We start from the raw sequence: 11,498 nt of genomic DNA on the forward strand, positions 1-11,498 counted from the left end.
TCTCAAATGGAAGTCACCCAAATAGCAGCGCTGATTGTCAACCGACTTGACGAGCTCGGCGCCGATATTCAACAACAATGGAATAACCCCGAGGGCACCCACACACGCCACTTCGTCGTAGACGGCCTACTCACAGCAGAGATGGCCCAGAACATTTACGATGCGTTTCCACGCAATGCAGACGGGTTCTTCGACCGGCAATCGTTCCGTGAGAAGAAAAAAACACTCACGGATCTGGCCGACTATCCGCAGATCCTCAGCGCCATCACTTATGCGATGCAGCACGAATCGGTCGTGGCCAAGGTAGCGCAGCTGGTTGGAATGGAAGACATCGTGCCAGACCCGAGCCTTTACGCTGGTGGCCTGTCGATGATGTTTAAAGACGACTTCCTAAACCCGCATATCGACAATAGCCACGACGGTGCACGCAATCTGTATCGCCGCCTGAACCTGCTCTACTACGTGTCGCCGAACTGGCCACTTGAAAACGGCGGGAATTTTGAGTTGTGGGATTCGAAGGTCAAGAAACAGAAAACCATCGTTTCCCAATTCAACCGGCTGGTGGTGATGGATACGAACAAATACTCGTGGCATTCGGTGAGCGGTGTTCGCGCTGAAACACCGCGCTGCTGCGTATCCAACTACTACTTTTCGGCAACGTCCCCAGACGATCATGATTACTTTCATGTGACGTCATTCAGCGGGCGGCCTGAAGAACCTGGACGGCGCTTGCTGGGCATCGTGGACAATCAACTGCGCAACACAGTGTCGAAGGTCCTGCGCGTGGGCCGGGGTAAAAAACTGGTCAACAAAGCCCACGAATAACCCGGGCAGTTCACCTACACGCAAAAAAGCCCGCCTATTCAGGCGGGCTTTTCATTTGAACAATCAAAGGGTGATGGGTTTCAGTTTCAAAGCTTGCTGTTTGGCGCCGGCGGATCCTGCCGTGAATGCCGCAGCATTGTTCGGCGGCGGGCTCGACGCGTGGACGTGACTGGCGACCTGAATGTTCATTTGATCCACCAGATCGATCAGATCGCATAGCACCTGGAGCACGTTCACCGATTGCGACCCTAACCAGGTCTTGGGTGCCTGCATATGCTGGCTGATCCCAGCCACGCTTTTGCGCAGTCCTTGAATCTTCTCCTGCATATCGCCACCCACCGTGGCGTTGTGCTTCTGCCCCACCACCAGGTTCAAATCCCGGCCAGTTGCCTGGTGCAGATCATCAACCGCCGCCAGGCTTGCCGATCCGCCCGACAGCAACTTGAGCGCGCCCAGCGCCTCGATCTTTTTCACACCACCCACTGTCTCGGTTGAGTGGTCATCGATCGTCTGGGTGTGGCTCTGAAACTGCTCGCGGTTGTCCATTGCTTCCACTTCGCGCTCGATCGCCTGATCCTGGATCTTGCCGTCAGTCTTACGCAACCAATTGCCGGCCGCGTCGACGCGTTGTTGCACGGCGTCACTGTGCTGCCATACCTGGTCACCTTTCGGCACCTTCGGCAACGTCAATCCGTGCGGCAAGATGGTCTGGATATATGGCTTGTGCGGTAAGCCATAAGCGAAACACACCACCACGCTGGTGCCTTCCTCCGGAAACGCAAAGAAACCCATTTCATCACCACCCACCGGCATGGGTAGCGGAACGCCAGACAACACCGGGAGTGTCGTATCGATCTCGCCGTCCGGCCCCATCACCTGCAGGTCAACTGAGAAGCGCGGTCGGAAGTCGTCACACAACCCAGCATTGGCTGGTGCGTCGGCCACGGCCATCACCTTGGCGAAGCGCGGCAAGTGATAGCCGCCGGTGAGTTCAGGAAATTGGCGTTCTACACTGCGCTTTATTGCGTCGTCCATTTGATGGCCATCTGTGTGCCGGCCAACGTCACGTTCGTGATCCGCTCGCCCTGGTTGATTGATACGCCTGGTCGCAGGCCTGGCAAGGCGGCGATCATTGCGCTCTGGCTACCCTGGTAACCGTCGAAGAGGTTGACTGGCAGTTGTAGCGGCGATCGAGCGCCGAAGAAGCTGTCAGCCCAGGCACCGACATAGATCTCGCCGTCACCCTGTTGCTGCCAGATAAAATCTTTGATGCCGAACACCCGCGCCACGCTGTCCAGCGCCTGGTAACCAGCGGCCAGGTTGTAGAAAAACGGCGTCTTGACACGGGTATAAGCCTGATCCGGAACCCGAAAGCGAAGGCCGGTCTTGCTGCTGATGTCGGCCAGCACGGCGCGCAGGTCCACATGACGCAGGTTCATGGGCAGCGGGTTGGCCAGCACCGCGGCTAACTCACGACACAGCACCACTTGCTCGATGCCGTTGGTGGCGGTGCAACGCTCCACGTAACCGATGAAGTGACGCTGTAGCACCGCTTCGTTGTAGCCGATATCGAACGTGACCAAACCTTTGACAGTAACTCCGGCCTTGACCGTGAACGTGGCGCGGCCCGGACTTTTAAGGTCGAGGCGGACATCGTCATTGACCAGCGGCATGTTCACGCCGCCGATGGTCAGCACCTTGTGCAGCTTCATGCTCATGACGTCCCGCCCAGGTAGGTGTCCACCTTCTTGAGCACCGCTTCAAAGCCGGTCAACTCTTCAGGCGCCCCCGTCGATCCCGCTGATCCGTTACCGGCCACGCCATCACCAGGCGCTGACTGAGTCGTCACCCCATTGCCAGCGCGGCGGTTCTCGACCTTCTCCGGATTGGACAGCTTTTCGCTCAAGGTGAACTGGACGATCCACTGGGCCAGAGTGTCGTCTTCCCGGGCGCTGACGCCATCAGAGAACGTCACTTGGCGGATGCCAAAGGCCTTGGCCGTGTCGTTGACGATACGGTAGGTCTGGAGCTGGCCACCGCCTGCAGTCGCCTCGGCCAGACGCATGATGGTGCGCAGGTTGTCGAGCGCCTTGTACGGAATGGTTAGCGCTACGGTCAGCGTCTTGGGCTTAAATCCCTTGTGTGATTTGTCGGTGCCCGAAGTCTGGCCACCCATATCGTCGGCCTCGATCTTGAGGTTGGCCGTCAGCTTCATGCGATGACCGATAACCTGCTCGCCATTTAGTAGCAATGTCATAGGCCCACCAACTCCCGGACAAAGCTCAAGCTTTTTGCCGATCCGACCAGCAGTGCGCCGGCACACAGAGGCCATTCGTGACCCGGCGCTTCGCCTTCGAGCAGCTCGCGACGCAGTTGTCCTGCGTCACCCGGTCCCAACATTCGGGACTGTATCGATGCGTCGTCTGCACTGTTGGTGAACTGGGCCTTCAGATCGGCCAGCTGTCGATCGCGTTCCTGAGCTTGGGCCTTCTTTCGCGCCTGCAGATCTGCAAGGTCCGCCATCGGCGAACTGTCAGCGGCATAGCCCTCAAGTACCGCCAGTTGCCCCGCCATCGATTGACTGGCCAGCTTGGTGATCGGGCAGCGTTGCAACGGCAACTGACTCCATAGCGGCATTTGGCCCGCGATCGGCATGATCCACTTTTCCACCTCAAGCTTGGCCAAGTGTTCCGCTCGGCGTTCGGCGCGTACCAGGTCCGGCATAGGCAATACAACGTTAAACCGACCCAACGTCGCTGCGAGCTGATCCAGACGCGTGGCGAGGAAGATCAGTACCAAGGCGCTTTGCTGACCTTGAGGGCGGACAGCGTCGGTGGTGTCGGTCAGTTTGTCAGCCAGCAGCTGCAGCAGGTTCGGTGCCGACAGAAAACGCTGATTGCCGCCGCTGCCTTGGCCAACCCCGTGCTGGAACGGCGTCACGACGATGCACGCCGGCACATTCTGGAACTGGTCGGCTAACGCGTTGCGGCCGGCGCTGATTGCCGCTTGTGCGGCGCCGCCGATCGGCCCCGGGCTGGTGGTGGCGATATCGGCAAGCTTCGCGACGCGCTCCCCAGTGCTGAGCATTTCGCCCTGGATCAGATCTCGCGCCGCGCCCATCTGATCCATCCACTGCGTGGCTTGCGCTGGCCAGCGCAGTTTAATTGGTGCCCAGTCATTCATCAGAAAGCACCGCGTCAATCCAGGCCGGCATTTCAGGCCGGGTCGATTCCAATGGATACCCCTCGACTTGCGGCCACTCGCGCACGGCTCGGCGCCACTTCAGCAACTCGGTGAACTGTTCCGATGTGATTGGCGGGGACTCGTCGAGGTCGCGGGCATCCCGATATTCCGAAACGACGTTCTCGGATGCCTTTAACGTGGTATCGATCCACACTCTTGCCACAAGCGCCGGGTCTGATTCGACAAAGATGTCTTCTGCATATTCGAGAAAATCGCCACCGTCGCGCAGGTATTCGCCGATCGCATGGAAAAGCGCGGAGTTGTAATCTTGCGTTACGTGACAACGATTGCCCGCCACGGTCACGACGTAGGAACCGTCGGTTTTGACGGCCACATCACTGAATGGGGTGAGGAAAGCAGACGACCCCTCAACCATTGACTCGTCTTCATGCTCAGGAATGGCTGCTACTGGCATTTCTGTTAGTTCGTTCAAGGTGCATATCTCCACGCAAAACCGTAAATAGTTGCCCCGCCACCGAAGGTGATCACGGTGCCACCTGCTGCCTGCCCACTTTTACCGACAGCACCGTTTCCCCCAGCAAAGTAGTGCATCAGCGAATAGCACCAGGTGCCGCCAGCCGGAAGCTGGACAGAGGTACCAGTCATGCTTACAGCCAGAAAATTGTTGGAGTCGGGGCGATAAAAGGTGCTTTCGCTCCACAGCACGCCCATATCAGTGGAATCAACCTGAGCGCGGACCCCAGCGCCATCTGTAGACCAACCGAGCCGAATAGTGCTGCCGCCTTGTCTATCACCGCCACCCTGCTGCACCGGGGTGAAGCCCAGTCGACGCTGTAGGTAGTAAATCCCGCTGTCAGTCCTGCGTCGGAAGTACGGGTACTCAGGGTCGTCACTGGCAAATCCCGCGTGCGTCAACGAGTCACCCATCACGCGAGCGTCCAGAAGACTGTTCACTTGAGCCATGTTGTAACAGTCACCAATGCCATAGCCGGCAATGGTGCTGGCCTTGTTGGCTTTGCCGTTTGGATCAAAGTTGTTCTGGGTCCAGATCACGCCGAGGTCATTGCCATCAACCGCCACCCTTACGGCGGTACCAGACCAGCCGATGTTTATCCGGTTGCCTCCTTGATTCGGCGCTCCGCCTTGTTTGATAAACGCAACGTTCGCTTCGGCTTTTGTGAAAGCGTCAGTAATGCCGTAGCCCGCAAGGCTGCTTGCCCAATTCGCTTTGCTGCCGGGATTGAAATTTTGCTCACACCAGATCAGGCCAAGATCCGTAGAGTCGACAGTGGCAAGAAGGCCTCGATTCGACCAACCGAGGTGGACACTGTTGGTGAGCTGATTGGCACCACCACCTTGCTTAACAAAAGCGGCGTTCGCGGCAGGCTTTGTATAACCATCGGTGATGCCGTAGCCCGCTAGCGTTGTCGGGTTGTCGCCGCCCGTGACGATGCCTTTTTGGTTGATGCTGACTTTTGTGTAGGTGCCGGCAGCGGCGCCGCTGTCTGCCAGGGTCAGGGTGATATCCGCGTCGGCAGAACCGTCAAAGGAGGCGCTGCCGGTGGCCGCGCCTTTGAACCTGAAAGTACGCGCAGTCGCTAAACGCGCGGCTTTACCCGCTATCGCGGTGCCTTGCATCAGTGCGTAGATCGAGCTCCACAACAGCGCACGCACGGCGGTGACCATTTTGGTCGTGGCCAATACCGAGCTGCTGTCGCTCGCCTCGCTGTCACTGATCGCGTTGGGAATCTGGTCGAGTTCGACGTCTGCCTTCGTGGTCGCACGAGCACGCAGGTTTTGGTAGTCGCCGTTCTGCGCGGCCCAATGCTTGATTAGCTCACCGGTGACGGGCTCGATCGGGCGCAAATCCGTGATGACTGTCGTCGCCGGCAGATCCGCCAGCGGTACCAGGTAATGGCGCGCACCGGCGCCGTCGGTGTAATCCACCTTTCCGGTACCGAACACAACTTCGAACGTACCCACCACGTCGCTCAGTTCGCGCTGCAGCACGACATCGAGCCATGCCTTGTTCGGCACGGACGGCACCGTCACAGGCTGCGCGGTCTTGCGCTCGAGGCGAATGCCCTCGACGTAGGCGATCCCGGGTTTGAGCTGATAGTTGCTGCCGACCTTTTCCAGTGCCAGGCCGCTACTGAAGAAACAGGCGCGCCCGAATAGGTCGCGGTTGCTCAGGCGTTGACGCTCGTCGATGCCTTTCAGGCGAGCGGTGAAGTCATGCTGCCAAGTGCTGGCATCGACGGTGATACCCGTCAGCTGTTGCGCCCCATCGAACACCACCAAAAAGTTGCGGGTGACGTTGTTGCCGATCTGCTCGGGCAGGATGTTTTTGCGCTTCTGCTGGACCGGCACGTAAGCCACCGACAACAGCACACCTTCGCTGCTCTCTAGGCCGATCCAGTTCCAATCGAAATCGCCGACGTCGGTCCCCATCATCAGGCTGTAAACCACCTGATTCGGGTTGACGAACCCGCTCTGGGTGACCGGCCACGTGTACTTGACTTGAGCAGCGGTCGGTTTGCCTGCTGCACGATCGACTGGCCCGTTCGGGTTCAGGCCGGGGACGTTGGCCAACACAAAATTGGCGATCTTCAGCGGTTGGCTTGCTGCCTGCTTTTGGGCAATAAGGCTTTCGCCGGCCAGTGTGATACTTGCAGCCATGAATGCTCCTACAGGCTGGCAACCAGCGTTTGCTGGTCGTCGTTGAAATCGACCAGGGCGACACGTAGTTGCACTGGGGTGATGGTGACGAAGTCGTAACGTCTGCAGGTGCGGCCGTACTGACGGATCAGCACGCGCAACAGGTCAGGGTTTTCGGAGAGCTGCGAGTCACTGAGGGTCAACAGGACGACGTCCCAGTCCCGATCGGGCATGCGCTCGCTGATCTCGATATAGCCAACGCCCAGACGCATCAGGATGCGTCTCAGGCCGGCGGTGCTGCCTGCGTCCACCGAGTTGATAAAGGCGTGTTTCACCCGCAGGCGAAATAAGCTCTCGGGCTCGCCGTTGAAGCGCGTGACGTCTCGCTGCCAGGCCCACAGTTCCAGAATGGACAGATGGCAGGTGTCGGCGTCGAACTGCAGGTAGGGCCAGCGCAGCCACTCGGTGGCCTGCTCCCACCAGAGCTGGGCGGTGGTCGCCAGCTTGGTCAGCTCCAGTCCTTCGAGCCAGAACGGTAGCTTGAGCCTGATCATTGCAGGGCCACCGCCAGGGAGCTGATCCGAGGAATGTCCAAGCCCGACACGATGTCGCTATTGGCGAACCGCAACGAGCTGATATTCGGAAACTGGGCGTGCAGTTCTTCGGTCAGCCGGCTGAAACTGAAACGCGACTGAGGAAACGTGCGAGTCGGTGCGTAGTCACTCTGTGTGCTTTCCCGGAACGCAGCGCGGATGAACAGCCCGATCTCAGCCTGCAGCGTCTGCAGCTGCAGCACGGTCAGGTTGGATTCCGGCCAGACCATGAGGCTGATTGCGTGCTGCGTCTCGGGCATGGCCATCGCCAGCAGATCGTCGCCGTGGCCGTGGTTTCCGCCGTCACGTATGTGCGTGTTGATCTGCTCCAGAAACGTATCGGCTGGCACGCCGGCATCGAACAGCACGAAAGCATTGGCACTGCCTGGCCCACGCGGCGCGCCGTGTTCAAAGTACACGCCGTCCGCTGCAACTCCCGGAAACCCGGTGATGATTGCCCGGTAAACGGCATCGGTATGCCATTGGTTCACCGCGGAGAACTGGTTGCGCACACGCAGGCGCAACTGATCGTCATGCTCGGAATCCGCACCGGGCGTCTGCAGCCAGTCGGTGTTGTTCACCACCTGGACGATGCCCGGTACTGACTGGGGCAACACTGCGTAATAACCTGGTGCCAGGTTGTAGCCGCTGCCGGCGCCGACGGCCTTGACCGGCACCACCAGTTGGCTCTGGCCCTCTTCAAAGCTGCGCGGTTCGGTTGTGATCAACTGGTAGATATGACCGTTGAGGGTCGGTGACTGGACGACCGTGCCGATCGGGACTTCCAGTTCGCCACCGGTGTTGGCACGGGTAAAGAGCAGTTCACCCGTGGCCACCGTGGCGGCCTTGCGTTCGATATTCACCGCCCAGGCAAGCATGTCGAGCCACTGTTTGCCGGCAGTCTTGACGAAGAAGTTCGGCAGCACCGTGCCGCTGACGAACTCCAGCAGCCACAACACCGGCTTGGTGACCAGAGCCGTGATGATCCGCCAGAACGGGCTGTAAGCGCTGGTGTTGCTCAGCGTGCTGCCGTGCTCGACGGCCAGCTTTTCCCAAGCCTGCTTGAGCTGCGCCTCAGTGGTTGGCACGCCTGAATCACTGAGTGCCTTTTTGAAGTCGACGGTCACAGGGTGATCTCCAGCAGGCCGAATTTCACGGTGGTGGCGGTGACCAGGTACACGCCGGGACTGCTCTGAACGATCTGCGCCGTGCCCGGTACCAGACGTTCGTCCGCTTCCACCAGCAGCTCCATTTGCTGAATGCAGTCGCGCTGACGTAGCCGGTCACGCTCGGCCACCAACGTGATCAGCAAACCGCTTTCACGGATCAGATGCGCGATGTCCTGGGCGATCGAGGCGCGGTCAGTTACCAGCAGTGGCTGGTGGGCTGGATCGAGCACCAGGTCGTTGTTGATGATCAGCAGATCGATGTACTCGCTCATCAGCCGCCCACCGCCATGGCCATCATGTTTTCCAGCTCCAGCGGGGTCATAGGCTTGGAGGTATTGATATTCAATGTCTCGACGTGGGTGCCAGGGCGCTGGTTAGGGTTCATGGCGTTGCTCTGGTTCTGGAAGCTTTGCATCAGTCCTCCTCTCGGGACGGCCTCGGGTTTAGTGGGGCTGATGGACGTATTGGCGTTGATCGCCTTGCGGGCTTCGATGCCTTTGTCCGACTTGGCGGGCAGCTCGATGACCTTTTCGACGCGCGCCGGCAGTACACTTTTGGGCTGCATTGAAGACGCCAGGTCAGCGGATGCCGGCGGCAGCAAGATCGGCTCGGCCTGGTTGATCTGAGGGGCTGGCATCTGCAACGGCTTGAAGGGCAACACGTTGGTTTGCGGCAGCTGCGCCTGGGGCGCCATGGCGTTCAGCATTGGCGTGACCGGCGCCGATGCCTGCGGTACCGCAGCCATCACCAGCGGCGGCGCCTGAATCGGCGACTGGGGCGAACTCACCAATTGCGGCAGCAGCGGCGCATCGACCAGCGGAGCCGTGATAGAGGGCAGTTCCGGCGCCACCGGCATGTCACCAAAGGCCGCGTCGATCTGCACACCTGGAATCTTGTTCAGCATTTCAATCAAGCCATTGATGGCCTGTTTAAAGATGTTGATGATGCCGTCCCACGCGGCCTTGGCCATGCCGGACCAGCCGCCCATAGAACCGAACCAGTCAGACAGGGAGGTCAGCTGTTCGCTGATCCACTGAAACGCAGCGGTGTTCATCACCGCCGCGCAAAGCTCATCCCAGTACACGACAGCCGCGACCACGGCGGCGGCCAGCAGAACGATACCGGCCACGATCAGCAGCACAGGGTTGGCCAGCATGGCGGCGTTGACCAGCCAGATCGCGCCCTGCCAGAGCAACATGCCGACCCGCACCAGACCCATCCAGGTGTAAAGCACCACCAGACCGGCAGCGAAGGCCGCGACCAGAACGGTGTGGAACAGGAACATGGCGATGGACTTGAAGCCCTGCCAGTTGAGCAGCTTCCACACCGTGAGCATGCCCAGCCAGACCATCTTGCTGGCCCCGACAACAAGGGTCAGCAACGACATTGCGGCGATGAATCCAAAGACGATCAGCGTCGTGATGCCGATGATCCGCGTGATGTTCGGGAATAGCTGCGTCCAGCGGGTCAAGGTACTGGCGATGCCCACCAGGCGCTCCATCAACGGGGTCAGGGTCGGAATCAGGGATTGGCCGAACGCGATGCGTAGCGCTTCGACGGCTTTGCCGAACTGCTGCCACGGATCGACCATCGCCTTGGCCATCTTTTCGGCGTTCTCCAAACCTCGGACCTTGCCCAGCTCGCTGATACCGTTGCGCAGCCGGTCGGTGTCCTTGGCAAGCGCACCGATCACCTGGGCACCTTCACCGCCGAACACTTCCGTCAGCTTGGTACCGGCGGCAGCAGTGGTCAGGTCGCCATACTTGGCGGTCAGCTTGTCCAGGATCTGGATCATCGGCAGCGCATTGCCAGCGGCATCGGTGAACGTGAGGCCGGTTTTCTCAGCGGCAGCGCCCATATTTTCGAAGAACGCCTTGTAGCGCCCGCCGGCGTCTCCGCCTTCCATGGTGCTGGACAGCGTACCGATCACTGCCATCTGCTCGGCCACGCTCACACCGGCCTGAGTGGCAATCGCGCCTACTTCCTTGAACGCGTCCTTGAGCTGGGCCCCGTCAGTGCGGAAGAGCTTCACCGCAAGCGCAGTTTGCCCGGTCAACTGCTCGACCCACTCGACTTTGCCCATCTTGTCGGCTTCGGTCTTGAACAAGTTGTACATGGTGCCCAGGTAGGCGCCGGTGGTTTCCGCGTCGGCCTTTGTGACCTTGGCCAGCAGGTTGCTGGAGCTGGTGATAGCGGCCAACTGACCGCCGACCAGCCCCTTGATGGCCCCATCGATGACGCGTGACGAGGCCACAAATTCGGCGGCGCTAGCCGCGTAGTCGATCGAGAATTCCAGGGCGGTCCGGTTCAGGGACGACAGCGCGTCCTCAGCAGTACCGAGGGCGCGCATGTCGCCCAGTGCCCGATTGACTTCCAGCGCCGGCTCGAGGGATTCGGTAATGGCCACACCTGCGCCCACCATGCCGGCCAAGCCTGCACCCATCTGAATGATGTTCTGCTGACTCTGGGCGGCAAGGTCGCTAAAGCTGGTTTTCACCTTGCCCAGTGGGGCGCTGACTTTGTCGGTCAGATTGAGGATGAAAGCCAGGCGGGCGGATCGGTCAGCCATCAGGGTTATCCGTTAAAGGCAGTAGAAATACCGTTGGCGACGGCAATTTCCATGCGTCTCCAATGTTCATCTTCTAGCCACTTGGCGGTGCCCATGCTCTCGATCGTGGGTTCAGCGCCAGGTAGCCAGCGTTGGGTCAGGGCCAACAGTTGGCCAAGCCCGTCTTCGGTCAGGCCTTCGGCATGGCCGAGGGCTTTTTTACGATCACTTCAACGTCCGGCGAATACTCTTCCAGCAACGCACCTGCGAGGGTCATGGTGGTGATCGGGTTTTCCAGCAGCACTTTCAGTGCAGCCTTGTCTTCATCCTTCACCGTGCCCATCAGCAGGTTATGGGCCGGGGCGACCTTGTTGGCCTGGGTGGTGGCGTTGAAGTATTTGGTGATGACCTGAGGGGTCAGGGAGAACGTGAATTCCTTGTCGCCACGTTCCAAAGTGATGTTGCGGTTTACTTCGCTCATGTCTGTATTTCCGTAAGGTT

At 59.6% G+C, this 11,498-nt stretch carries 13 protein-coding genes; 1 reads left to right on the forward strand and 12 read right to left on the reverse strand.

The features are described from left to right. The first annotated feature begins 6 nt into the window (after window positions 1-6). Window positions 7-825, forward strand: coding sequence for a 2OG-Fe(II) oxygenase (locus tag ICA16_RS16090; RefSeq protein ID WP_210701004.1), 819 nt, complete (start codon window positions 7-9; stop codon window positions 823-825). Between the two features lie 63 nt (window positions 826-888). Here the strand turns inward: ICA16_RS16090 and ICA16_RS16095 are convergent, their stop codons facing one another. The 12 genes from ICA16_RS16095 to ICA16_RS16145 are packed head-to-tail and all read right to left on the reverse strand — an operon-like array spanning window position 889 to window position 11,478. Next, the gene (locus tag ICA16_RS16095; protein WP_210701005.1) at window positions 889-1,860 is read right to left on the reverse strand and encodes a hypothetical protein; all 972 of its coding nucleotides are present in this window, start codon (window positions 1,858-1,860) and stop codon (window positions 889-891) included. Further along, a complete protein-coding gene (locus tag ICA16_RS16100; RefSeq protein WP_210701006.1) occupies window positions 1,845-2,543 on the reverse strand; it encodes a hypothetical protein in 699 nt (232 codons plus the stop codon). The genes ICA16_RS16095 and ICA16_RS16100 overlap by 16 nt, the downstream gene beginning before the upstream one ends. Beyond that, window positions 2,540-3,082, reverse strand: coding sequence for a baseplate complex protein (locus ICA16_RS16105; protein ID WP_210701007.1), 543 nt, complete (start codon window positions 3,080-3,082; stop codon window positions 2,540-2,542). The genes ICA16_RS16100 and ICA16_RS16105 overlap by 4 nt, the downstream gene beginning before the upstream one ends. Then, window positions 3,079-4,008 (reverse strand): hypothetical protein, encoded by a 930-nt coding sequence (locus ICA16_RS16110; RefSeq protein WP_210701008.1) that lies wholly within the window; start codon window positions 4,006-4,008, stop codon window positions 3,079-3,081. The genes ICA16_RS16105 and ICA16_RS16110 overlap by 4 nt, the downstream gene beginning before the upstream one ends. After that, window positions 4,001-4,501, reverse strand: a complete 501-nt coding sequence (locus ICA16_RS16115) for a hypothetical protein (RefSeq protein ID WP_224450851.1) — start codon at window positions 4,499-4,501, stop codon at window positions 4,001-4,003. Before ICA16_RS16115 ends, ICA16_RS16110 begins: the two co-directional genes overlap by 8 nt. Beyond that, entirely contained in the window at window positions 4,498-6,708 is a 2,211-nt protein-coding gene (locus ICA16_RS16120) for a phage tail protein (protein ID WP_210701009.1), read from the reverse strand. Before ICA16_RS16120 ends, ICA16_RS16115 begins: the two co-directional genes overlap by 4 nt. Window positions 6,709-6,716: 8 nt before the next feature. After that, window positions 6,717-7,241: a phage tail protein gene (locus ICA16_RS16125; protein WP_210701010.1), complete on the reverse strand. Its 525-nt coding sequence runs from the start codon at window positions 7,239-7,241 to the stop codon at window positions 6,717-6,719. Then, entirely contained in the window at window positions 7,238-8,407 is a 1,170-nt protein-coding gene (locus ICA16_RS16130; protein ID WP_210701011.1) for a baseplate J/gp47 family protein, read from the reverse strand. The genes ICA16_RS16125 and ICA16_RS16130 overlap by 4 nt, the downstream gene beginning before the upstream one ends. Beyond that, on the reverse strand, window positions 8,404-8,721 hold the full coding sequence (locus tag ICA16_RS16135) for a DUF2590 family protein (protein ID WP_210701012.1): 318 nt from the start codon (window positions 8,719-8,721) through the stop codon (window positions 8,404-8,406). The genes ICA16_RS16130 and ICA16_RS16135 overlap by 4 nt, the downstream gene beginning before the upstream one ends. Next, a complete protein-coding gene (locus ICA16_RS16140) occupies window positions 8,721-11,018 on the reverse strand; it encodes a phage tail tape measure protein (RefSeq protein ID WP_210701013.1) in 2,298 nt (765 codons plus the stop codon). The genes ICA16_RS16135 and ICA16_RS16140 overlap by 1 nt, the downstream gene beginning before the upstream one ends. 5 nt (window positions 11,019-11,023) lie before the next feature. Then, window positions 11,024-11,167 carry a DUF6890 family protein gene (locus tag ICA16_RS28465; protein ID WP_003342293.1) on the reverse strand — a complete coding sequence of 48 codons (144 nt, stop codon included), beginning with the start codon at window positions 11,165-11,167 and terminating at the stop codon, window positions 11,024-11,026. A 20-nt stretch (window positions 11,168-11,187) separates the two neighbouring features. Then, entirely contained in the window at window positions 11,188-11,478 is a 291-nt protein-coding gene (locus tag ICA16_RS16145; RefSeq protein WP_210701014.1) for a putative phage tail assembly chaperone, read from the reverse strand. Between the last annotated feature and the right edge of the window lie 20 nt (window positions 11,479-11,498).

This window comes from Pseudomonas anatoliensis, assembly GCF_017976235.1.
GTDB lineage: Bacteria > Pseudomonadota > Gammaproteobacteria > Pseudomonadales > Pseudomonadaceae > Aquipseudomonas > Aquipseudomonas anatoliensis.